The 21,612-nt window shown below is 65.4% G+C and carries 22 protein-coding genes; 7 read left to right on the top strand and 15 right to left on the bottom strand.

Features of this window, described 5'->3' with window-relative positions; all coding sequences use genetic code 11:
- Nucleotides 1–102: 102 nt before the first annotated feature.
- Genes JQ507_11130 through JQ507_11120 form a run of 3 tightly spaced genes read left to right on the top strand, consistent with a single transcriptional unit; the run spans nt 103 to nt 2,602 of the window.
- Nucleotides 103–1,047, top strand: a complete 945-nt coding sequence (locus tag JQ507_11130; GenBank protein QRI71978.1) for an ABC transporter substrate-binding protein — start codon at nt 103–105, stop codon at nt 1,045–1,047.
- The gene (locus JQ507_11125) at nt 1,047–1,820 is read left to right on the top strand and encodes an ABC transporter permease (protein ID QRI71977.1); all 774 of its coding nucleotides are present in this window, start codon (nt 1,047–1,049) and stop codon (nt 1,818–1,820) included. The genes JQ507_11130 and JQ507_11125 overlap by 1 nt, the downstream gene beginning before the upstream one ends.
- On the top strand, nt 1,817–2,602 hold the full coding sequence (locus JQ507_11120; GenBank protein ID QRI71976.1) for an ABC transporter ATP-binding protein: 786 nt from the start codon (nt 1,817–1,819) through the stop codon (nt 2,600–2,602). The genes JQ507_11125 and JQ507_11120 overlap by 4 nt, the downstream gene beginning before the upstream one ends.
- A 3-nt stretch (nt 2,603–2,605) precedes the next feature.
- Here the strand turns inward: JQ507_11120 and JQ507_11115 are convergent, their stop codons facing one another.
- The 7 genes from JQ507_11115 to urtA form a co-directional block, all read right to left on the bottom strand.
- Complete coding sequence (locus JQ507_11115; GenBank protein ID QRI71975.1) at nt 2,606–2,959, bottom strand: zinc ribbon domain-containing protein; 354 nt, start codon at nt 2,957–2,959, stop codon at nt 2,606–2,608.
- Nucleotides 2,960–3,047: 88 nt separating this feature from the next.
- The gene (locus JQ507_11110; protein ID QRI71974.1) at nt 3,048–4,277 is read right to left on the bottom strand and encodes an acetamidase/formamidase family protein; all 1,230 of its coding nucleotides are present in this window, start codon (nt 4,275–4,277) and stop codon (nt 3,048–3,050) included.
- A gap of 32 nt (nt 4,278–4,309) precedes the next feature.
- Nucleotides 4,310–4,999 (bottom strand): urea ABC transporter ATP-binding subunit UrtE, encoded by a 690-nt coding sequence (gene urtE, locus JQ507_11105; GenBank protein ID QRI71973.1) that lies wholly within the window; start codon nt 4,997–4,999, stop codon nt 4,310–4,312.
- A 94-nt stretch (nt 5,000–5,093) separates the two neighbouring features.
- Entirely contained in the window at nt 5,094–5,849 is a 756-nt protein-coding gene (urtD, locus tag JQ507_11100) for an urea ABC transporter ATP-binding protein UrtD (protein QRI71972.1), read from the bottom strand.
- Nucleotides 5,850–5,861: 12 nt separating this feature from the next.
- Nucleotides 5,862–6,995 (bottom strand): urea ABC transporter permease subunit UrtC, encoded by a 1,134-nt coding sequence (gene urtC / locus JQ507_11095; GenBank protein ID QRI71971.1) that lies wholly within the window; start codon nt 6,993–6,995, stop codon nt 5,862–5,864.
- A 17-nt stretch (nt 6,996–7,012) separates the two neighbouring features.
- Nucleotides 7,013–7,939, bottom strand: coding sequence for an urea ABC transporter permease subunit UrtB (urtB, locus tag JQ507_11090; GenBank protein QRI71970.1), 927 nt, complete (start codon nt 7,937–7,939; stop codon nt 7,013–7,015).
- A 117-nt stretch (nt 7,940–8,056) separates the two neighbouring features.
- The gene (gene urtA / locus JQ507_11085; GenBank protein ID QRI71969.1) at nt 8,057–9,319 is read right to left on the bottom strand and encodes an urea ABC transporter substrate-binding protein; all 1,263 of its coding nucleotides are present in this window, start codon (nt 9,317–9,319) and stop codon (nt 8,057–8,059) included.
- A 169-nt stretch (nt 9,320–9,488) separates the two neighbouring features.
- On the opposite strand from urtA, the gene JQ507_11080 reads away from it, so the two are divergent.
- From JQ507_11080 to JQ507_11070, 3 genes are all read left to right on the top strand, one after another.
- A complete protein-coding gene (locus JQ507_11080) occupies nt 9,489–12,857 on the top strand; it encodes a response regulator (protein QRI71968.1) in 3,369 nt (1,122 codons plus the stop codon).
- Nucleotides 12,847–13,773 carry a response regulator gene (locus JQ507_11075; protein QRI71967.1) on the top strand — a complete coding sequence of 309 codons (927 nt, stop codon included), beginning with the start codon at nt 12,847–12,849 and terminating at the stop codon, nt 13,771–13,773. The genes JQ507_11080 and JQ507_11075 overlap by 11 nt, the downstream gene beginning before the upstream one ends.
- 298 nt (nt 13,774–14,071) lie before the next feature.
- Nucleotides 14,072–14,263: a hypothetical protein gene (locus JQ507_11070; GenBank protein ID QRI71966.1), complete on the top strand. Its 192-nt coding sequence runs from the start codon at nt 14,072–14,074 to the stop codon at nt 14,261–14,263.
- 55 nt (nt 14,264–14,318) lie between these two features.
- On the opposite strand, the gene cobF is transcribed toward JQ507_11070, so the two are convergent.
- From cobF to JQ507_11040, 6 genes are read right to left on the bottom strand one after another with little or no spacing between them, the layout of a single operon-like run.
- Nucleotides 14,319–15,065: a precorrin-6A synthase (deacetylating) gene (cobF, locus tag JQ507_11065; GenBank protein ID QRI71965.1), complete on the bottom strand. Its 747-nt coding sequence runs from the start codon at nt 15,063–15,065 to the stop codon at nt 14,319–14,321.
- A 7-nt stretch (nt 15,066–15,072) separates the two neighbouring features.
- Complete coding sequence (gene cobA, locus JQ507_11060) at nt 15,073–15,801, bottom strand: uroporphyrinogen-III C-methyltransferase (GenBank protein ID QRI71964.1); 729 nt, start codon at nt 15,799–15,801, stop codon at nt 15,073–15,075.
- Nucleotides 15,798–17,108: a cobyrinate a,c-diamide synthase gene (locus tag JQ507_11055; protein QRI71963.1), complete on the bottom strand. Its 1,311-nt coding sequence runs from the start codon at nt 17,106–17,108 to the stop codon at nt 15,798–15,800. The genes cobA and JQ507_11055 overlap by 4 nt, the downstream gene beginning before the upstream one ends.
- Complete coding sequence (gene cobM / locus JQ507_11050) at nt 17,105–17,890, bottom strand: precorrin-4 C(11)-methyltransferase (GenBank protein QRI71962.1); 786 nt, start codon at nt 17,888–17,890, stop codon at nt 17,105–17,107. Before cobM ends, JQ507_11055 begins: the two co-directional genes overlap by 4 nt.
- Nucleotides 17,887–18,255 (bottom strand): cobalamin biosynthesis protein, encoded by a 369-nt coding sequence (locus tag JQ507_11045; GenBank protein ID QRI71961.1) that lies wholly within the window; start codon nt 18,253–18,255, stop codon nt 17,887–17,889. The genes cobM and JQ507_11045 overlap by 4 nt, the downstream gene beginning before the upstream one ends.
- Complete coding sequence (locus JQ507_11040; GenBank protein QRI71960.1) at nt 18,252–19,433, bottom strand: bifunctional cobalt-precorrin-7 (C(5))-methyltransferase/cobalt-precorrin-6B (C(15))-methyltransferase; 1,182 nt, start codon at nt 19,431–19,433, stop codon at nt 18,252–18,254. Before JQ507_11040 ends, JQ507_11045 begins: the two co-directional genes overlap by 4 nt.
- Here JQ507_11040 and JQ507_11035 point away from each other — a divergent pair.
- Complete coding sequence (locus JQ507_11035; protein ID QRI71959.1) at nt 19,432–20,181, top strand: cobalt-precorrin-6A reductase; 750 nt, start codon at nt 19,432–19,434, stop codon at nt 20,179–20,181. The two genes, JQ507_11040 and JQ507_11035, sit on opposite strands and share 2 nt — an antisense overlap.
- On the opposite strand, the gene cobJ is transcribed toward JQ507_11035, so the two are convergent.
- Nucleotides 20,157–20,891 carry a precorrin-3B C(17)-methyltransferase gene (gene cobJ / locus JQ507_11030; protein ID QRI71958.1) on the bottom strand — a complete coding sequence of 245 codons (735 nt, stop codon included), beginning with the start codon at nt 20,889–20,891 and terminating at the stop codon, nt 20,157–20,159. The genes JQ507_11035 and cobJ overlap by 25 nt on opposite strands.
- Nucleotides 20,888–21,610, bottom strand: a complete 723-nt coding sequence (locus tag JQ507_11025; GenBank protein QRI71957.1) for a precorrin-2 C(20)-methyltransferase — start codon at nt 21,608–21,610, stop codon at nt 20,888–20,890. The genes cobJ and JQ507_11025 overlap by 4 nt, the downstream gene beginning before the upstream one ends.
- Nucleotides 21,611–21,612 lie beyond the last annotated feature (2 nt).

Here is a 21,612-nt window from a genome sequence, read left to right as displayed (position 1 = left end):
TCATAGGCCACCAACCACCGACGTTCCTGATGCGGCAATCCGCCGCGACTGACGTAAGAGCAATCAACAGGGTTCAATCCATCGTTCAAGGGGTCAACACTCATGCGTTCCTTCAAGCTATTGCCCGCAATGGTCGCGTTGCTCGCGTCCACGGCAGCGTTCGCGGATGACATCAAGGTCGGCGTCGGCATCTCCGGATGGACCGGCTTCGCGCCGCTGACGCTCGCCAAGGAGGCCGGCATCTTCAAGAAGAACGGCCTCGACGTCACCTTGAAGAAGATCCCGCAGAAGGACCGTCATCTCGCGATCGCTTCGGGCGACATTCAGTGCGCCGCGACGACGGTCGAAACCTGGATCTCCTGGAACGCCAATGGCGTCGCGACCAAGCAGATCTTCCAGCTCGACAAGAGCTATGGCGCCGACGGCATGGCCGTGCGCAACGACGTCGCGGCGATCAAGGACCTCAAGGGCAAGACGGTCGCGGCATCGGCGCCGGGCACCTCGCCCTATTTCGCGCTGGCCTGGATGCTGAAGAGGAACGGTCTCTCGGTGAAGGACGTCACCGTGGTCAACCTTGAGCCCGCCGCCGCGGCGCAGGCCTTCGTCTCCGGCCAGAACGACGCTGCGATGACCTACGAGCCCTATCTGTCGACGGTGCGCGCCGCGCCCGACAAGGGCAAGATCATCGCCACGACGCTCGACTACCCGATCGTGATGGACACATTCGGCTGCACCCCGAAATTCCTGACCGACAATCCGAAGGCGGCGCAGGCGCTGGCCAACAGCTATTTCGAGGCGCTCGACATGATCGCCAAGGACCAGGCCAAGGCCTACGAGATCATGGGCGCGGACGTGAAGCAGACCGGCGAGCAGTTCGGCAATTCGGCCAAGTACCTGCGCTGGCAGGACAAGGCCGCCAACCAGAAGTTCTTCGCCGGCGACTTCCTCTCCTTCAACAAGGACGCCGCCGAGCTCCTGCTCGAGGTCGGCATCATCAAGGCCGCGCCGAAGGTCGAAGACATCTACGACGCCAGCTTCATCAAGTGATGCGTCCTCTCGAACCGACCACATCGAGGCAGCGCGTGGCCTACGGCCTCGCGTTCTTCGTGCTGTTCGTCGCCCTGTGGTCCTGGGCGACGTTCGGCGGCCATGTGTCCAAGACCTTCCTCGCCAACCCGCTGACCATGGTGCAGGAAGGCTATGAGCTGCTTGCCAAACAGGGCTTCCTGTTCGACATCGGCATGACGATCTGGCGCGTCATCGGCGGCTTCGCGCTTGCCGCCGTGATCGCGGTGCCGCTCGGCGTGCTGATGGGTGCCTACAAGCCGGTCGAGGCGTTCCTCGAACCGTTCGTGTCCTTTGCGCGCTATCTGCCCGCGTCGGCCTTCATCCCGCTGCTGATCCTGTGGGCGGGCATCGGCGAATTGCAAAAGCTGCTGGTGATCTTCATCGGCGCCGTGTTCCAGATCATCCTGATGGTGGCCGTCACCGTCGGCGCCACGCGGCGTGATCTGGTCGAAGCCGCCTACACGCTCGGCGCGCGCGACAGCGGCATCATCCGCCGCGTGCTGCTGCCATCAGCCGCACCGGAGATCGCCGAAATCCTGCGCCTGGTGCTGGGCTGGGCCTGGACCTACGTCATCGTCGCCGAGCTGATCGGCTCGTCGTCCGGCATCGGGCACATGATCACCGACAGCCAGGCGCTGCTCAACACCGGCCAGATCATCTTCGGCATCATCGTGATCGGGCTGATCGGCCTGATCTCCGATTTCCTGTTCAAGGCGTTCAACGCCTGGCTGTTCCCGTGGAAGCTCGCATGACCCTGCTTCGGATCGATCAGGTCTCGCGCACCTTCCCCGCGCGCGGCGGCAATGCGCCGACTCGGGCGCTGGAGCCGACCACGCTCGATGTCGTCGACAATGACTTCGTCACCATCCTCGGCCCGTCCGGCTGCGGCAAGTCCACGCTGCTCCGGATCATCGCCGGGCTTGACCGGCCGACCAGCGGCCGCGTCACGCTCGACGGCCGCGAGGTCACCGGCCCCGGCGCCGATCGCGGCATGGTGTTTCAGTCCTACACGCTGTTTCCCTGGCTGACCGTGCGGGAGAACATCGCCTTCGGGCTGCGCGAGCGCGGCGCATCGCAAGCCGAGCGGCATGAGATCGCCGACGCCTTCATCCGCCGGGTCGGACTGTCGGGCTTCGAGAACCACTGGCCCAAGCAGTTGTCCGGCGGCATGCAGCAGCGCACGGCGATCGCCCGCGCGCTCGCCAACGACCCAAAAATCCTGCTGCTCGACGAGCCGTTCGGCGCGCTCGACAACCAGACCCGCGCCTTGATGCAGGAAATGCTGCTCGGGATCTGGGAGCGCGCCCAGAAGACGGTGCTGTTCGTCACCCACGACATCGAGGAAGCGATCTTCCTCGGCAGCCGCGTGATCGTGATGAGCGCCCGTCCCGGCCGCATCAAGGCGGAGATCGCGGTCGACCTGCCGCATCCCCGCTCCTACAAGATCAAGACCACACCCGAATTCGTCGCCTTGAAGGAGCGGCTGGTCGAGGAGATCCGCACCGAGGCCCTGAAGGTCGCCGAACAGGCCTGATGATCAGTGGCTGATCATCCAGGGCCGCGCGGTCGGAAACCCCTTGGCGCCGCTCTTGGTCTTGGTCATCAGCCGCGCCGGCTTCTTCTTTCCGGACGACGACGAGCAGCAGCCGCAGCCCGGGCCGTGCGCGGCCTTGTACTGGTCGAGCGTCTTCGGCGCGTGCCGGCTCTGCTCGTTGGTGGCGTATGCCTTGCGCTTGTCCGACGGCATGCAGAAGAACGCCGGTGCGGTCAGGATCACGCGCGGCGACGTCGTCTCGCATTGCGGACAGTCCTGCGGCAGGTCGCATTCTGCCATCGGCCGCATATCGGTGAACGGGCCGCAGTCATTGCAGAGATATTCGTAGATCGGCATTTCCGTAAATCCTTGCGCAGTCGTGTGACATCCGGCGATGGATGCGGGGCGGCCTATACGCAGCCGTCCCGCACCCTTCGCGCAGGGATTACTTGTCTTGCGAGATCGGCATCTGGATGTCGCCCTTGATGTGTTTGATCGGTCCTGCCGACGACGGCATGATGTCGAAGTCGAAGATCTCCGTCGGCAGCCATAGCGTGGCGCAGGCATTGGGCACGTCGACCACGCCGGAGATGTGGCCCTGGCACGGCGCGGTGCCGAGGATCGAATAGGCCTGGGCGCCGGAGTAACCGAACTTCTTCAGGTATTCGATCGCGTTCAGGCAGGCCTGGCGATAGGCGATGTGGACGTCGAGGTAATGCTGCTTGCCGGCCTCGTCGACCGAGATGCCCTCGAAGATCAGGTAGTCCTTGTAGTTTGGCGTGATCGGCGACGGCTTGAATACCGGATTCTTGATGCCGTATTTCGACACGCCGTCCTTGATCAGGTCGACCTTGATGTGCAGCCAGCCGGCCATCTCGATGGCGCCGCAGAAGGTGATCTCGCCGTCGCCCTGGCTGAAATGCAGATCGCCCATCGAGAGCCCGCCGCCCGGCACATAGACCGGGAAATAGATCTTCGAGCCGCGCGACAGGTCCTTGATGTCGCAATTGCCGCCGTGCTCGCGCGGCGGCACGGTGCGGGCACCCTCGAGGCCGATCTTGGCCTTGACGTCGCCCTTGGCCTGGCCGGCATGCGCGGTCGGCGCGAACGGCGGATTGGCGAGGCCCGGCACGCGGGTCGGGTTGGTCGCGATCAGCTCGGCTTCGCGCGCATTCCACGCCGCCAGCATCTTGGCATCGGGCAGACAGCCGATCAGGCCGGGATGGATCAGGCCGGCGAAGTTGACGCCGGGAACATGGCGCGACGAGGTGTAGAGGCCCTTGATGTCCCAGATCGACTTCTGCGCCAGCGGGAAATGGTCGGTGAGGAAGCCGCCGCCGTTCTGCTTGGAGAAGAAGCCGTTGAAACCCCACAGGCTCTCCTTCAACGGACCGACGTCGAGCAGATCGACGACCAGGAGGTCACCCGGCTCGGCGCCCTTGACGCCGATCGGGCCGGACAGGAAGTGCACGATCGACAGATCGATGTCGCGCACGTCGTCGGCCGAGTCGTTGTTCTTGATGAAGCCGCCGGTCCAGTCGACGGTCTCGATGATGAAGTCGTCGCCGGGGCTGACCCACTCGACGATCGGAACCTCGGGATGCCAGCGGTTGTGGATCTTGTCGTTTTCATAGGCCGACTTGCTGAGATCGACCTTGATCAGTGTATCTGGCATCGCATTGCTCCCCTTCGCTTACTGGTGGTTGGTTACACAGACAGATATTTTGAGATCTGCGCGGCATCGACGCCAGCGCGCGGATCGTCGCGGACGATCTCGCCGTTCTCGATGACGAGCACGCGGTCGGCGATGTCGAGCGCGAAGCTCAGCACCTGCTCGGAGACCACGATCGACAGCCCCCGCTCGTCGCGGATCCGTTTCAGGGTGCGCGCCATGTCCTTGATGATCGACGGCTGAATGCCTTCGGTCGGCTCGTCGAGCAGCAGCACTTTTGGCCTGGTCGCCAGCGCGCGGGCGATCGCGAGCTGCTGCTGTTGTCCGCCGGAGAGATTGCCGCCGCGGCGGCCCTTCATCTCCAGCAGCACGGGGAACAGCTCGTAGATGTCGCCGGGCACCTCGGAGTCGCCTGACACCACAAGGCCGGTCTCGATGTTCTCCTTCACCGTCATGGTGGAGAAGATCATCCGGCCCTGCGGCACGTAGGCGAGCCCCTTCGCCACCCGCTCGTAGCTCTTCATCGCGCCGAGCTCGGTGCCGTCCATGGTCACCTTGCCGCTCTTGGCCGGCAAGATGCCCATCAGCGATTTCATCAGCGTGGTCTTGCCCATGCCGTTGCGGCCCATGATCGCGACGATCTCGTTGGCCGCGACCTTGACGTTGAGGCCGTGCAGCACCTCGCTCTGGCCGTAGGCGACGTGAAGATCATTGATTGCCAGCATGTGCGTCCTCTATTGCCGGGTTGTCTTCACCTCTCCCCGACGGGGAGAGGTGAACCGAGTGCGCGTCTGCCGCTCGTGGCGTTTCGATCATCGATCAATGCCCCAGATACACTTCGATCACCTTGGGATCGTTCTTGACGTGCTCCATGGTCCCCTCGGACAGGATCTGGCCCTGGTGCAGCACCGTGACCTTGTGCGCGATGTCCTCGACGAACTTCATGTCGTGCTCGATCACCAGCACCGAGCGGTCCTTGATGATGCGGTTGAGCAGTTCTGCGGTCTTGGCGCGCTCGGACACGCTCATCCCCGCCACCGGCTCGTCGAGCATCAGGAGGTCCGGATCCTGGATCAGCAGCATGCCGATCTCCAGCCACTGCTTCTGGCCGTGGCTGAGCTGGTCGGCATAGGTGTCGAGGCGATCCTTGAGGAAGATCATCTCGGCGACCTCCTCGACCCGCTGCTTGACGGTGTCGTCACGCTGGAAGGTCAGCGAGCCGAACACGGTGCGGCCGCGCGGAAAGGAAATCTCGAGGTTCTCGAAAACCGTCAGATCCTCGAACACCGACGGCGTCTGGAACTTGCGACCCACCCCCGCCTGCACGATCTCGTTCTCGCGCAGCTTGGTCAGCTCCTGGCCGCGGAACTGGATCGAGCCTGACGTGGCACGGGTCTTGCCGCAGATCAGGTCGAGCACCGTGGTCTTGCCGGCACCGTTCGGGCCGATGATGACGCGGATCTCGTTCTCCTCGACATAGAAGGAGAGATCGTTCACCGCCTTGAAGCCGTCAAAGGACACGGTGAGACCGGAAACCGCGAGCAGGAAGTCTTTGGGCTGATGGCCGACGAGCATGATGGTCCCTCCTCACTCGGCCGGTGCGCCGTCGGCGATCATGCCGGCCGCCGATTTCGATTTGCGTGATGACAAAAGGCGATCGATGCGGGGCTGGATGTGGTCCGCCCAGATGCCGGAGAGCCCGTTCGGGAACGCCAGCACGACCGCGATGAACAGCGCGCCGAGGCCGAACAGCCAGAGCTGCGGGAAGGATTCCGAGAGACTGGTCTTGGCGAAATTGACCAAGAGTGCACCCCAGACCGCGCCGAAGATCGACATCCGGCCACCGACCGCGGTGTAGATCACCATCTCGATCGACGGCACGATGCCGACGAAGGACGGCGACATGAAGCCGACCTCGAGCGTGAACATGGCGCCGCCGATCGCAGCGAACACCGCCGCGGCACAGAACGCGAAGATCTTGAAGTTGGCGACGCTATAACCGGAGAAGCGCACACGGTCCTCCTGCTCCCGCATCGCCACCAGGATGCGCCCGAGTTTTGTCAGCCGGATGAATTGCGCGGCGACGATGCATCCGAACAGCAGCACAACCTCGACGAAATACAGAATGAACTTGGCGTGATCGGTGCGGATGTCCCAGCCGTGCAGCGTGCGCAAATCGGTGATGCCGTTGATGCCGCCGGTGTAGCCCTGCTGCCCCACGATCAGGATGGTGAGGATCGCGGCGATCGCCTGCGTGATGATCGCGAAATAGACGCCGCCGACCCGGCGCTTGAACATCGCAGCGCCGATGATCAGCGCGAAGAACGCGGGAACCAGCAGGATCGCCAGCAGCGTTATCGGGAAGCTGTGGAACGGCTTCCAGAAGAAGGGCAGCGAGGTGAGCTGGTTCCAGTCCATGAAGTCCGGGATGCCCGGCGTCGACTGGATCTTGGTGTTCGCGACCGAGGATGCCTCGAGCTTGAGGTACATCGCCATGCAGTAGCCGCCGAGGCCGAAGAACACGCCCTGCCCCAGGCTCAGGATGCCGCCATAGCCCCAGCACAGCACGAGGCCGATGCCGACGAAGGCGTAGGTCAAATATTTGGCGACCAGATTGAGGCGGAAGATGTCCAGCGACAGCGGCAGGATCAGAAACAGCAGCACCGCGAGCGCCAGGAAGCCGAGCAGTTCGGAGCGATTGAAAAAGCGCGAGTTGATCATGACCAGCCTGCTTGTTCTTATTTGCGGACCTTGAGCGCGAACAGCCCCTGCGGACGCACCATCAGGATCGCGACGATGGTCAACAGCGTGATCACCTTGGCCATCGAACCCGACAGGAAGAATTCCAGCGTCGATTGGGTCTGCGAGATCGAGAAGGCGGAGGCGATGGTGCCGAACAGCGAGGCGGCGCCGCCGAACACGACGACCAGGAAGGTGTCGACGATGTAGAGCTGGCCGGCGGTTGGCCCGGTCGAGCCGATCATGGTGAAGGCTGAGCCGGCGATCCCGGCGATGCCGCAGCCAAGACCAAAGGTGTAACGATCGACCTTCTCGGTATTGATGCCGACGGCGCCTGCCATCACGCGGTTCTGCACCACGGCGCGCACCTGCTTGCCCCAGTTCGACCAGAACAGCACGTAGGAGACCGCGATCGTGATCAGGATGGTCAGCGCCATCACGAACATGCCGTTGATCGGGATCTGGATGGAGTCGGTAGCCTGCCAGGAGCCCATCATCCATTCCGGCAGCTCGACGCCGACTTCGCGTGCGCCGAAGATCGAGCGGTAGGCCTGCTGCAGGATCAGGCTGAGGCCCCAGGTCGCCAGCAGCGTATCGAGCGGACGTTTGTAGAGATGGCGGATCAGCGCCCACTCCACCAGCATGCCGAGCGCGCCGGAGGCGATGAACGCCAGGATCATCGCGATGAAGAAGTAGCCGGGGAACAGCCAGGGCGCGGCGTGCTGCACCGCGTTCGAGGTCATCCAGGTGACGTAGGCCCCCAGGATCATGAACTCGCCGTGCGCCATGTTGATGACGCCCATCTGGCCGAAGATGATGGCAAGCCCGAGTGCCATCAGCACGTAGACGGAGAACAGGATGAGCCCGGCAAATCCCTGCATCGCAAGGATGGCGCCGAGATCACTGATCGAATAGTCGCCGAACATCTGTCGTCCTCCAGTCCAGGGGCATGCGCCGCGACGCGCGCGGCGCCCGATCGGCGGCGTGGGCGGTGACGTCCACGCCGCGATGCGTTGATGTGACCTGCGCTCAGGCGCGCGGCCTCACTGGTAGCCCTTGGGGAATGGATCCGGCTCGACGAGATCGGCGGTCTCGTAGATCAGCTCATACTGGCCATCGGCCTTGGCGCGGCCGACGCGGGTCTTCGACCAGAGGTGATGGTTCTCGTGAATCCGCACATAACCTTCCGGCGCACCCTTGAACTCGACGCCGGGGGAAGCCGCCGCGATCTTGTCGATGTCGAAGGAGCCCGCCTTCTCCACCGTCAGTTTCCACAGCCACGGGCCGAGATAGGCAGCCTGGGTGACGTCGCCGATCACGGTCTTCTCGCCCCACATCTTCTTGAACGCCGGCACGAAGGCCTTGTTGTTCGGATTGTCGAGCGACTGGAAATACTTCATGCAGGCATAGGCGCCCGCGATGTTCTCGCCGCCGATGCCGTCGATCTCGTCCTCGGTGACCGAGATGGTCAGCAGCGTCTGCTTCGACAGGTCGATGCCGGCCGCCTTGAGCTGCTTGTAGAACGCGACGTTGGAGCCGCCGACGATGATGGCGTAGATCACGTCCGGCTTGGTCAGCTTGATCTTGTTGATGACCGAGTTGAACTGGGTCGAGCCGAGCGGGAAGTATTCCTCGCCGACCACCTTGCAGCCCTGCAGGTGGTTTTCGATGTGCTTGCGCGCGATCTTGTTCGAGGTGCGCGGCCAGATGTAGTCCGAGCCGAGCAGGTAGAAGCTCTTGGCGCCCTTGGTCTTGTTGACCCAGTCGAGGCCGGCGATGATCTGCTGCGTCGCCTCCTGGCCGGTGTAGATCACGTTCTTGGACTGCTCGAGGCCTTCGTAGAAGGTCGGGTAGTACAGCATGCCGTTGTACTGCTCGAACACCGGCAGCACCGCCTTGCGCGAGGCCGAGGTCCAGCAGCCCATCACGGCGGCGCATTTGTCGTTGACCAGGAGCTTTTTCGCCTTTTCCGCGAAGGTCGGCCAGTCGCTCGCGCCGTCCTCCTGGATGAACTTGATCTTGCGCCCGAGCACGCCGCCGGCGGCGTTGATCTGCTCGATCGCGAGCTTCTCGGCCTCGACCGAGCCGGTCTCGGAGATCGCCATGGTGCCGGTGACGGAGTGCAGGATGCCGACCGTGACTTCGCTATTAGTGACTGCAAGACCGGTGGTGTTGACCGCGGAAGTTGCAGGAACGTCGGCAAAGGCCGGACGGCCCAGCATCGACATGGCCGGCAATGCCGCCATTCCCATCAAGAGCTTGCGGCGGAGCGGAGACTGCAGTCCTGGTTTTGTTTCGTCTGACATGAGCACCCCATCTGGTTCGAGAACGCTTATTGATGAGGCGAGGATTGCTTACTTTTGTGCGGCGCACTGATACGTGAGATCGCGTATACTGCACCGCAAAATAGCGACGTAGGTTTTTGGTACGGGATTTGCCCGCGATCAGCGCATCGTGGACCAGGAGTTTGAGCGAGTGGCAGGGCGGCAGCGGATAGACCGCGTCAGGCGCCAATACAATCAATGGGTCGCCAACCAGACGCTGGAAGACTACGCGCTGCGCTTCACGGCCAAGAGCGCGCGGCGCTGGTCCGCCGCGCGCGTCGCCAACACCGCGCTCGGCGCGATCTCCTTCCTGGCGCTGGAGGCGATCGGCGGCACCATCACGCTGAACTATGGCGCGATGAACGCCTCCGCCGCGATCCTGGTCGTCAGCGTCATCATCTTCCTGTGCGGGCTGCCGATCGCCTACCATGCCGCGAAGAGCGGCATCGACATCGACCTCCTGACCCGCGGGGCCGGCTTCGGCTATATCGGCTCGACCATCACCTCGCTGATCTACGCCTCCTTCACCTTCATCTTCTTCGCGATCGAGGCGGTGATCCTGGCCAGCGCGCTCGATATGTGCTTCGGCATTCCGCGGCCGATCGGCTACCTGATCAGCGCGGTCGTGATCATTCCGCTTGTCATCTACGGCATCACGCTGATCAGCCGGTTCCAGCTCTGGACCCAGCCGCTGTGGATCATCCTCCACATCATGCCGTTCGCGGCGATCGCCTGGGCCAATCCGCATTCCTTCACCGAGTGGCGCAAATTCGCCGGCGAGCACGGCGATCCCGCGGGCAATCTCGACCTTCTGCTGTTCGGCACCGCGGCCTCCGTCGTGTTCGCGCTGGTGGCGCAGATCGGCGAGCAGGTCGACTTCCTGCGCTTCCTGCCGCGCGACCGCCGCACCTCGCGCAAGGCCTGGTGGATCGCGCTGCTCGGCGCCGGCCCCGGCTGGATCGTGCTCGGCGCGCTGAAGCTGCTGGCCGGCTCGTTCCTGGCCTTCTTCGCGCTCAGCCACGGCGTGTCGGCCGAGCATGCCGCCGAGCCGGCGAACATGTATCTCGAAGCTTTCCGTTACGTGCTGTCGCAGCCGGATCTCGCGATGGCGCTGACAGGCACGTTCGTGATCCTGTCGCAGGTCAAGATCAACGTCACCAATGCCTATGCCGGCTCGATCGCCTGGTCGAACTTCTTCTCCCGTCTCACCCACTCGCATCCCGGTCGCGTGGTGTGGCTGGTCTTCAACGTCGTGGTCGCGCTGCTGTTGATGGAGATCGGCGTCTACAAGGCGCTGGAGCAGACGCTGGCGCTCTACTCCAATGTCGCGATCGCCTGGGTCGGCGCGCTGGTGGCCGACCTCGTCATCAACAAGCCGCTCGGCCTTCGCCCACAGCACATCGAATTCAAGCGCGCCCATCTCTGCGACATCAATCCGGTCGGTGTCGGCGCGATGGCGATCGCAACCGTCATCTCGATCAGCGCGTTCTACGGCCTGTTCGGTCCAACCGCGAAGGCGCTGTCCGCCTTCGTCGCGCTCGCGGTCGCCTTCATCACGGCCCCGCTGATTGCCTGGGCGACCGACGGCAAGTACTACATCGCGCGCAAGCCGAAGCGGAGCTGGCAGAACCTTGAATCGATCCAGTGCTGTATCTGCGAGCATGCCTTCGAGCCCGAGGACATGGCCGCCTGCCCGGCCTATGCCGGCCCGATCTGTTCCCTGTGCTGCTCGCTCGACGCGCGCTGCCACGATCTCTGCAAGCCGCACGGCCGGATCGGTGCGCAAGTCTCGGACGCGCTGGGCAAGGTGATGCCGCAGCCGATCTACGCCCGCCTCAACTCGCAACTCGGACATTACCTCGGCGTGTTCGCGGTCTCGGCCGGCCTCGTCGCGCTGGTGCTCGGCCTGATCTACCTGCAAACGACAGCAGCCGTGCATGCCAATGAATTGCTGGCCGACGTGCTGTGGAAGGTGTTCTTTGCACTGACCATCATCATCGGTGTCGTCGCCTGGCTGTTTGTGCTGGCGCAGCAGAGCCGGCGCGCCGCGGAAGCCGAAACCCGGCGACAGACCACGCTGCTGATCCAGGAAATCGACGCCCACAAGCGTACCGACGCCGAGCTGCAGCGCGCCAAGGAAGTGGCGGAATCGGCCAATCTCGCCAAGAGCCGCTATGTCGTGGGCCTCAGCCACGAGCTTCGCTCGCCGCTGAATGCGATCTCCGGCTACGCGCAGCTGCTGGAGCAGGACGACAGTCTGCAGGTGCGGCCGCGCGAGCAGGTGCGCGTGGTCCGCCGCAGCGCTGATCATCTGTCGGGATTGATCGACGGCATCCTCGACATCTCCAAGATCGAGGCCGGCCGGCTCTATCTGTCGCGCGACGAGGTGCGGCTGAACGATTTCCTCGAACAGCTGGTCGGCATGTTCCGCCTGCAAGCTGCGGCAAAAGGCATCGACTTCGTGTTCAAGCGGCCGGCCGTGCTGCCCGTCGTGGTCTATGCCGACGAGAAGCGGCTGCGGCAGATCCTGATCAACCTGCTATCCAATGCAATCAAGTTCACCCAATCCGGTCGGGTGCAGTTCGTGGTGCACTACCGTAGCCCGGTCGCCGAGTTCGAGGTGATCGACACCGGGCCGGGCATCCAGCCCGACGACCTCGAGCGGATCTTCGCGCCGTTCGAGCGCGGCGCGCTCGGCGTCACCCAGCCGCAGACCGGCACCGGGCTCGGCCTGACCATCAGCCGCCTGCTCGCCGGCGTGATGGGGGGCGACATCAAGGTCTTGAGCACGGTCGGCACCGGCAGCACCTTCAAGGTCAAGCTGCTGCTGTCCGAGGTCACCAACCCGCGCCGCGACGCGCCGGTCGATGCACCCGTCTACGGCTATCACGGCCCGCGCAAGACCATCCTGATCACCGACGATGACCCGACCCAGCGCGACCTCCTGCGCGAGATCCTGGCGCCGCTCGGCTTCATCCTGCTCAGCGCGCCGGACGGGCCCGGCTGCCTTGCCCTCGCCCAGCATTGCCGGCCGGACATGTTCCTGCTCGACATCTCGATGGCGGGCATGGACGGCTGGACGGTCGCCGAAACCTTGCGCTCCGAAGGCCATCACCAGGCCCGCATCCTGATGATCTCGGCGAGCGCATTGGAAGCCCATGGCGCGCCGCTGGCGCAACCGTTCCACGACGGCTATCTGATGAAGCCGATCGACATCCCGCGGCTGCTCGAGACCATCCGCCAACTGCTCAAGATCGAGTGGCAGTACGAGGCCGAGCAGGCACCGCCGCCGCAATGGAAGCCCGAGAGTGGTTCGCGCCCGCCGGTCAAATATGTCGAAGAGCTGATCAGCCTCGGCCAGCTCGGCTATGTCAGGGCGATCCAGCTCAAGCTCGACGAGATCGGCAACGAGTGTCCCGAGCACGCTGACTTCGTCGAACAGATGCGTACGCTGGTCGACCGGTTCGATCTCGATCAATATATGGCGACGTTGAAGATATTGCACAGCTATGACCACTGAACAGAGAAAGCGCGACGTCGCGCTCGTCGTCGACGACTCGCCGGAGACATTGCGCCTGCTCACCGACGCGCTCGACAGCGCCGGCATGACCGTGATGGTCGCGCTCGACGGCGCCTCCGCAATGCGCATCGTCGACCAGATCACGCCCGATATCGTACTGCTCGATGCCGTGATGCCGGGCATGGACGGCTTCGAGACCTGCCGGCGGCTGAAGCGCGATGCCGGGCTCGACGGCGTCCCGATCATCTTCATGACGGGCCTGGCCGAGACCGAGCACATCGTGCACGGACTGGAGGCCGGTGGCGTCGACTACGTCACCAAGCCGATCGTGATCGAGGAGATGCTGGCGCGCATTCGGGTCCATCTCGCCAACGCGCGGATGACGCAAAGCGCCCGCGCCGCGCTCGATGTCTCCGGTCGCTATCTGCTCGCGGTCAACAACGCCGGCGCGCTGCTATGGGCGACGCCGCAGGCCCAGAAACTGCTGTCGGATACGCTCGCCGATGCCGCCGATGATTTCGTCTTGCCGGATCCGATGCCGCAATGGATCGAACAGGCGCAAAAAGGTACGGCTGGAAAGAAGACCGCGACCGTGGCGTCCTTCCCCGGCAACGAGCAGCTTCGGCTGCAATACATGGGCAAGCTCGGGCCCAACGAATTCCTGCTGCGGTTGGCAAAAGACACCAGCGGCGACATGCCCGCGGAATTCTCCAGCGAGCTCGGCCTCACCACCCGCGAGGGCGAGGTGCTGTCCTGGCTCTCCAAGGGCAAGACCAACCGCGACATCGCGCAGATCCTGGGCCTTAGCCCACGCACCGTCGACAAGCACCTGGAGCAAATCTACGCCAAGCTCGGGGTCGAGAACCGCACCGCCGCCGCGGCGATCGCAGTCAACGCCAGGCATCGCAAGTCCTGACCCTGCGGCCGCCGCGGCGTCACAGCTCCCCGATGCGGCAACGCGGCAGCCATGATGGGTGCGCAATTCCGATCGCAGACGGCCCCTCTCAAGGTCGAGCCATAACCCATTGCCGGATCACCGGAATGCGTCGAACTGGACGACCCGTTCGGCGCGGTCGGCTGCGGCGTCTCCGGCTCGGTGCGGGCGCATCGTTTGTTCCCATGCACGAATGGTCCGCAGCCCTCCGGCCATGACCATAGTTCCGCCGCGCGGTCTGGGTTACAAAATACCGCCGGTGTTGTTCTGGGGTGGCTTGATGAAGAAGGACGACGTCACGTGTCCACGCTGCGGGGCCGGATTCCGGCGCCTTGAGCTGGTCTCCAGATCGGGCGACAGGGGTGAGTATCGCTGCCCGGTTTGCGAAACGACGCTCGAGCAGTTCGATGGCGACAGGCTCGTTGCCTATCGCCTCACCATCCAGCCGTCCATTCGCGGGTTGAAGACCTGAGACCCATTGAAGACCTGAGACCCGCGGCGGCATCGCGTGCCGGCGCGATCCGCGATCACGATCGCTTCAAGACATAACAGTCCATGATCCAGCCGTGCTGCGCACGCGCCTTCCGCCGCGCGGCGACGATGCGAGGACCGGTCTCCGCGAGCTCCCCTGCCATGATGATCTGATCAGGCATGCCGAGATAGGCACCCCACCAGATCTTCAGGCCCGCAGGATCCAGCGTCTCGAAAGCCGTGCCACCGTCGAGCATCACGACCACAGTGTCAACGCCAGCCGGCCAACCACCCTCACGAAGCCGGCGCCCCGTCGTGACCACGAACGGCTCGCCGATCTCGTTGAGCGGCAGCGCATGCGCCGCGCACAGCGCCTGGATCGACGTGATGCCCGGGATCACCGCGATGTCAGGCAGCGGATCAAGCCGTCGCGCAATCCGCAGGCTCGAGTCGTAAAGCGAAGGATCGCCCCAGATCAACAGGGCGACGCGCCCCTCGCCGCCGAGATGGCGTGCGATCTCCAGCGACCAGGTCGCAGCGATCGCATCATGCCAATCGTCGACGCCCCTGCGATAATCTTCCTCGCCGGCGTCCCGCACCGGCAGGTCGAACTCGGCAATCCGGGTGCGGGTATTACTCAGTGCCTGCGCGCAAATCGTCCTGCGCAAGCCGGCGAGATCGGACTTCGCCGTGCCCTTGCGCGGGATCAGGATCAGATCGGCGGCATTGATCGCGGCTGTTGCAGCGAGCGTGAGCTGTCGGGGATCGCCACAACCGATACCAATCAGCGAAAACGTCAACATGGCCGCGTCACCCTTGCTCCGGCGCCAGCGCACCGAACAGAATGACGGCAGCCGCGGTGGCAGCGCCCACATCGGTGAGACGTTCGGCCAGCGCTGCGATCGTGGTGCGGACAAGCCGCTCATCGGCCTGACCGAGCGACTCCGCCAACAATGCGGGCGTGTCAGGCGCGAGACCCTGCGCGATCAATTTTGCGGCCAGCGCCGGAAACGTGCGCCGCCCCATATAGACGACCGTGGTCGCTTCCGGGTCGGCCAGCGCCGCCCAGTTCAAATCCGTGGGCAATCCGCCGGTGACATCGGCGCCGGTTACGAACTGCACCCGGCGCGAGGTCAACCGCCGCGTCAGCGGGATGCCGGCCCGCGCCGCGGCGACCGACGCGGAGGTCACGCCCGGGATGATCTCGTAGCCGATGCCGGCGGCGCGCAGCGCCTCGATCTCCTCCTCGAGCCGGCCGAAGATGCCGGCGTCGCCGGATTTCAGCCGCACCACCCGCACACCGGCCGCGGCATAGTCGACCAGCAACCGGCTGACATGGTGTTGCCGCGCCGACAGCCGGCCGGCGCGCTTGCCGACCGCGACGAGATTGGCGCCGGAGCGCGCGAGATCGAGGATCGCACCCGAGGCGAGGTCGTCATAGAGCACGACGTCGGCCTCGCGCAGCCGCGCGGCCCCCTTCATGGTCAGGAGGTCGGGATCGCCGGGACCGGCCGAGACGAAGGAGACGAAACCGCTCACCGGTCCTCCGCGATCAGATGGAAGAATGTGCCTGTCGCATGGCCCCGCCGCGATCCGGTCTCTGCGACGACCGTGCCGGTCGCATCGCGCACCACCGCGAGCGGGGTGTCGGGCTGCGAGATGATCGTTGAGTAGTGAAACTCATGGCCGCGCAGGCGCGCGCCCGAGCCATATCCCGGCATCGGTGCCGCAAGCTCGGCGAGCCGATAACCCAGATGCATGCGGCGCTTGGCATAGCTCGTCTCGAGGCCGAGTAGCCCCACCATCTCGTGGCGCGCACCGTCCGCATCGGTGAGCGCGGCGCCCAGCACCATGTAGCCGCCGCACTCGCCATGCACCGGCTTCGTCCCGGCAAATGCGCGCACCCCATCGAGGAATCGCCTGTTTGCCGCGAGCCGGCCGGCATGCAGCTCGGGATAGCCACCGGGCAGCCAGCACACATCGGCGTCCGCATCGGGGCTCTCATCGGCAAGCGGCGAGAACGTCACGACCTCGGCGCCGGCCGCGCGCCAGGCTTCCAGCATGTGCGGATAAACGAACGAGAATGCGGCGTCACGCGCCAGCGCAATGCGCTGGCCGGGCGGCATGATATCCAGCCCGCGCGCGGAAGGTTGCGGCGCCCAGGCGCCGGCCGATTGCAGTACGGCGTCCAGATCGACATGATTGGCGACGAAGCGGGCAGCTTCGTCGATCAGACCATCGATCTCGGCCTGCTCTTCGGCCTGCACCAGACCGAGATGACGCTTCGGCAAGGCGATCTCGGCGTGGCGCGGCAGCGCACCGAAAACCGCAACGCCAGCACCTGCCATGGCATCGCGCACCAGCGCTTCGTGCCTTGCGCTCGCGACGCGGTTGAGAACGACGCCGGCCAGCCGCACGCCGGTGCGGAAGTCGCGCAGCCCGGCGGCGATCGCCGCCGCCGTCTGGGCCTGGCCGGAGGGATCGATCACCAACAGCACCGGCCATCCCGTCATCTCGGCGATGTCGGCGGTGGCCCCGGTGCCGGAGACGCCGCGCGCGGCGACGCCGTCGAACAACCCCATCGAGCCTTCGGCCAGCACGAGATCGGCATCCGCGCCGCGGCTCGCCAGATGGACGATCGCATCCGACGCCATCGCCCAGCTATCGAGATTGACGGATGGCCGTCCCGTGGCGACCGCATGGAACGCCGGATCGATGTAATCGGGCCCGCTCTTGAGGCATTGCACCCTGAGCCCGCGATTGCGCCAGGCGCGGGCCAGCGCCAGCGTCAGCGTCGTCTTGCCGACACCGGATGCCGGCGCGGAGATCACGAGCCCCACGGTCATCGTGATGGTTCCGGAAAGCGCGGCACCTCGCCGACCGGGCGGTAGCGGCGGTCATAATCGGCGGCATAGAGCCGGCTTTCGGCGAACTCGTCTGCGCCGAGCGTCTTGCCGACCAGGATGAGCGCGGTACGTTCGAGCTCCGGCCCGATCGCGGCATCGAGCGTCGCGAGCGTGGCGCGCACGATGCGCTGGTCCGGCCAGCTCGCACGCCAGACGATCGCCACCGGACAGTCCGCGCCGTAGTGCGGCGTGAGCTCGGCGACGACCTTGTCAAGCAGATGGATCGACAGATGGATGGCCAGCACCGCGCCAGTCGTGGCGAACGCTGCGAGCGTCTCGCCATCCGGCATCGCGCTTGCCCGGCCCGGCGTGCGCGTCAGCACCACCGATTGCGCAAGGCCCGGCAGCGTGAGCTCGGACTCCAGCGCCGCCGCAGCAGCCGAGAAAGCCGGTACGCCAGGCGTGACGGAATAGGGAATCCGCAACGCGCGCAACCGGCGCAGCTGTTCTCCCATCGCGGACCAGATCGAGAGATCGCCCGAGTGCAGCCGCGCGATGTCCTTGCCCGCCGCATGCGCCGTGGCTATCTCGGCAATGATCTCATCGAGCGACAGCGGCGCGGTGTTGACGATGCGGGCATCCTTCGGGCAATGCGCCAGCACGCCTGGAGGCACAAGCGATCCGGCATAGAGGCAGACCGGGCACGAGGCGATGAGATCGCGCCCGCGCAAGGTCAGGAGATCGGCCGCGCCCGGTCCTGCGCCGATGAAATGCACCGTCATTCGCCATCTCCTTCCGCGATTGCCGCGGTCGCCATTCGATCCTGCGAAACAGCCCTCACCGAAATCAGCCGCGCACCGCGTCCTGCTGCGGCGATCGCCGCGGCTTCTGCGACGGAGCCTGTGCCAAACTCGGCGCGGATCAACTCGGATTGCGTCACGGTTTCGATCTCGGTCAACGCCTCGGCGGGGATGCTTCGGATCGACAGCCCGAGTTCCTGCGCCAGGGCTCTCAACGCCGCCGCATCCGCCTTGTCACTCAGCGTTGCAAGCGCCGCAAGGCCCTCGGGACCACCGGCCGCGTCGAGCGCTTCACGCAGGGACGCGACACCGGCTTCGCGCCTGAATCCCAGACCCGCGACCTTCATCTGATCACGCTCCACTGCACAATCGGCCGCGCGGCCTTCCAGGCGCGATAGCGGCCGAGCGGCTCGGCCAGCGCGATCTCGAAACGCATCAATTCGCCGCCATGGCGCTGCTGCAGGCCGGAGAGCAGCGCCTCGGTTTCCAGGGTCACCGCATGCGCGACCAGCCGCGTGCCCTGCGCGATGCGCGACCAGATCGCATCGAACATATCGGCATCGAGGCCGCCGCCGATGAATACGGCATCGGGTGCCGCAAGCTCCAGCAGGATGCCGGGTGCCTCGCCCTCGATGACGGTGATCCGGTGCGTCAGGCCGAAGCTCGCGGCATTGCTGCGGATGTTGGCGGCGCGTTCGCCGCGCGCCTCGACCGCGATCGCTGTTCCGCCGCAGAGCGCCCATTCGACCGAGATCGAGCCCGAACCGGCGCCGATATCCCACAGCCGCTCACCGGGCCGCGGCGCAAGCGCCGACAGCGCAAGCGCGCGGACCGGCCGCTTTGTCAGCTGCCCGTCATGCACAAACAATGCGTCGAGAAGGCCCGAGCTGCGCGCGAGTCCTTGCCCTCCCCTCGCCTCCAGGGCAAGCGTGACCAGGCTGTCGCCTGAATTGCCAGCATAGGAGTCAGCGCGATGCTGCGTAACGGATTCGCGCGGGCCGCCGAGCGCGCACAGCGTCCACACCGCTGACGCCCCCCAGCCACGCTCCGTGAGCCAGCGCGCGAGATCGGCGGCCGCCTTGCCATCGCGCACCAGACAGACGATCCGTGCACCGCGCGAAAGATGCGGCACCAGCCGTTCGAATGGCGCAGCGTGAAGACCGAGGCAGACTGTGTTCTCGAGCCGCCAGCCCAAACGAGCCGCCACCAGCGCGAACGTCGACGGCGCGGAACGTGCGACCCACTCGCCGGCCTGCAGCTTCTCGACAAGGCTTCCACCGGCGCCATGCCAGAACGGATCGCCGGAGGCGAGCACGACAGTCGGACGACCGCGGCAACCGAGCACGATGTCCGCATCGAACGGCACCGTCCAGGTGCGGCCACGATCGGTGATGCCGGCCAGCGCAAGGTGCCGTTCGCCGCCGAAAACCGCCTCGGCTTCATCAAGCGCCTTTCGGCTTGCGTCGGACAGCCCGGCAAGGCCATCTTCGCCGATACCGATGATGGTCAACCACGGATTACCCATGATGCGCGCCCTGATCCTGGGCGGAACGGCCGACGCCAATTTGCTTGCCGCTGCGGTCAGCCGCGCGGGGATCGACGCGATCTATTCCTATGGCGGCCGCACCCACGCGCCGGCCGAGCAGCCGCTGCCGACCCGCATCGGCGGCTTCGGCGGCATCAGCGGCCTTGCCGATTATCTGCGTCGTGAACGCATCACCCATGTGATCGACGCGACGCACCCCTTCGCGGCCGAGATGAGCCGCAACGCGATCGCCGCCTGCGCGCAGGCCGCGACACCGTTGCTCGCGCTCGAACGCGCGCCCTGGGAGAGGACCCCCGGCGACCGCTGGATCGAGGTCGCGGACGTCGCAGCCGCGGTCGCGGCCTTGCCGGAGCGTCGTGCCAATGTATTTCTCGCAATCGGCCGCCAGCATATCGCGCCGTTCGGTGCCCTGCCGCAGCAGGCCTATACGTTGCGATTTGTCGATCCGCCCGAGCAACCGCTGCCATTGCCCGATGCGGACGTCATCGTCTCGCGCGGACCCTTCACGCTCGAGGCCGAGCTCGAGATGATGCGCGCGCGCAATATCGAATGGATCGTCGCCCGCAATTCCGGCGGAACCGGCGCCCGCGCCAAGATCGACGCCGCACGCGCGCTCGACCTTCCCGTCATCATGATCACGCGGCCGCGGCTCCCTGAGCGACCGCGGGTAGAGAGCGTCGAAGCCGTGATGCAATGGCTCGGTCATCGGACCTGCCTCGGCGCATAGACCCAGCGGCCGACGCGCCGCGTCGCCGAATTGCCGACGATCACGAGCGTCCGCATGTCGGCCATCTCGGGCCGCGCGTCGCGCAACTCGACCGTTTCGATCTGCTGGTCTGGTGTAGAGACGGCGCGCGCGAAAATCACGATGCGTTCGCCGCAACCGGCGTCGTTCAAGATCTCGAGCGTCCGCGCAAAGCCTTCCGGCCGGCTCGCCGAGCGTGGATTGTACATCGCGATGGCAAAATCGGCTTCGGCCGCGAGCCGCAGGCGCTTTTCGATCAACGACCATGGCTTGAGATTGTCGGAGAGGTTGATCGCGCAGAAATCATGGCCGAGTGGCGCGCCGACACGCGCGGCTGCCGCCAGCATCGCCGTCACGCCGGGCAGCACGCGAATCGGCAGATCGTGCCATTGCGGCGCGTCCTCCAGCGCTTCGAACACGGCGGATGCCATCGCGAACACCCCGGGATCGCCTGATGAAACCACGACGACCTGCCGCCCCTCGGATGCGAGCCGCAGCGCCTCGCCGGCGCGTTGCAATTCCACACGATTGTCGGACGGGTGCAGCGTCAGGCCGGCGCGCGGCGGCACACGCGAAACATAGGGGGCATAGCCGATGATGTCGGTCGCCGCCGCGAGCGCGGCGGAGACTTCCGGCGTGATCTGTGCTTCATCGCCCGGCCCCAATCCTGCGATGGTCAGCGTGCCGCTCATGGCCTGCGCCGCCCCTGCCCGTGCACCAGCACGATCGCAAAATACGGACAATCGGCCTCGCCGATGTCAGCAAGCCGCGCGACCCGCTGGTCCGGCATGGTGCCGCGTTCGACCAGCCACGCATCGTCGAGACGACCGGCGGCCGCGAGCGCGCGGCGGATCTTCGGAAGATTGCGGCCGGTCTTCATCACGACCAGCGCGTCGGAACTGCGCATCCGCTGCATGAGCTCCGCCTCCGGCAGCGTGCCCATCAGGACGGTGGTCACATCGTCGGCCAACGCGATCGGCTGGCCGACCGCATTCCAGCAGCCCACCATGCCGGGAATGCCGGCGATCACCTCGATCTCGACCCGGCCCTGCAGGCGCGCGTAGAGATGCATGAACGAACCGTAGAAATAGGGATCGCCCTCGCACAGCACGACCACGTCTATCTCGCGCGCCAGCCGCGCCAGCCGCTCGGCCCATGCATCGTAGAAATCGGCCAGCAGCCGCGCGTATTCGGGGTTGTCGAACGCAATCTCCGTGGTGACCGGGTACTCCATCGGATATTCGCTGACGTCAGCGGCAAGCAATCCGTCCACGATCCGGCGCGCCTGCCCGGATTGCCCCTTCTTGCGGAAATAGGCGACATGTCTTGCCGAGCGCACGATGCGGTCGGCGCGCACGCTCATCAGGTCGGGATCGCCGGGGCCGAGCCCGCAGCAGATGATGCGTCCCATCG

Source organism: Bradyrhizobium sp. PSBB068, assembly GCA_016839165.1.
Classification (GTDB): domain Bacteria; phylum Pseudomonadota; class Alphaproteobacteria; order Rhizobiales; family Xanthobacteraceae; genus Bradyrhizobium.
The sequence above is the reverse complement of the archived record's forward strand: the minus strand, read 5'-3'. Positions and strand labels throughout refer to the sequence as shown.

Coding starts and splice junctions, on each gene's coding strand:
- JQ507_11130 (QRI71978.1), top strand. CDS start 103: ATGCGTTCCTTCAAGCTATTGCCCGCAATGGTCGCGTTGCTCGCGTCC.
- JQ507_11125 (QRI71977.1), top strand. CDS start 1,047: ATGCGTCCTCTCGAACCGACCACATCGAGGCAGCGCGTGGCCTACGGC.
- JQ507_11120 (QRI71976.1), top strand. CDS start 1,817: ATGACCCTGCTTCGGATCGATCAGGTCTCGCGCACCTTCCCCGCGCGC.
- JQ507_11115 (QRI71975.1), bottom strand. CDS start 2,959: ATGCCGATCTACGAATATCTCTGCAATGACTGCGGCCCGTTCACCGAT.
- JQ507_11110 (QRI71974.1), bottom strand. CDS start 4,277: ATGCCAGATACACTGATCAAGGTCGATCTCAGCAAGTCGGCCTATGAA.
- urtE (QRI71973.1), bottom strand. CDS start 4,999: ATGCTGGCAATCAATGATCTTCACGTCGCCTACGGCCAGAGCGAGGTG.
- urtD (QRI71972.1), bottom strand. CDS start 5,849: ATGCTCGTCGGCCATCAGCCCAAAGACTTCCTGCTCGCGGTTTCCGGT.
- urtC (QRI71971.1), bottom strand. CDS start 6,995: ATGATCAACTCGCGCTTTTTCAATCGCTCCGAACTGCTCGGCTTCCTG.
- urtB (QRI71970.1), bottom strand. CDS start 7,939: ATGTTCGGCGACTATTCGATCAGTGATCTCGGCGCCATCCTTGCGATG.
- urtA (QRI71969.1), bottom strand. CDS start 9,319: ATGTCAGACGAAACAAAACCAGGACTGCAGTCTCCGCTCCGCCGCAAG.
- JQ507_11075 (QRI71967.1), top strand. CDS start 12,847: ATGACCACTGAACAGAGAAAGCGCGACGTCGCGCTCGTCGTCGACGAC.
- JQ507_11070 (QRI71966.1), top strand. CDS start 14,072: ATGAAGAAGGACGACGTCACGTGTCCACGCTGCGGGGCCGGATTCCGG.
- cobF (QRI71965.1), bottom strand. CDS start 15,065: ATGTTGACGTTTTCGCTGATTGGTATCGGTTGTGGCGATCCCCGACAG.
- JQ507_11055 (QRI71963.1), bottom strand. CDS start 17,108: ATGACCGTGGGGCTCGTGATCTCCGCGCCGGCATCCGGTGTCGGCAAG.
- cobM (QRI71962.1), bottom strand. CDS start 17,890: ATGACGGTGCATTTCATCGGCGCAGGACCGGGCGCGGCCGATCTCCTG.
- JQ507_11045 (QRI71961.1), bottom strand. CDS start 18,255: ATGAAGGTCGCGGGTCTGGGATTCAGGCGCGAAGCCGGTGTCGCGTCC.
- JQ507_11035 (QRI71959.1), top strand. CDS start 19,432: ATGATGCGCGCCCTGATCCTGGGCGGAACGGCCGACGCCAATTTGCTT.
- JQ507_11040 (QRI71960.1), bottom strand. CDS start 19,433: ATGGGTAATCCGTGGTTGACCATCATCGGTATCGGCGAAGATGGCCTT.
- cobJ (QRI71958.1), bottom strand. CDS start 20,891: ATGAGCGGCACGCTGACCATCGCAGGATTGGGGCCGGGCGATGAAGCA.
- JQ507_11025 (QRI71957.1), bottom strand. CDS start 21,610: ATGGGACGCATCATCTGCTGCGGGCTCGGCCCCGGCGATCCCGACCTG.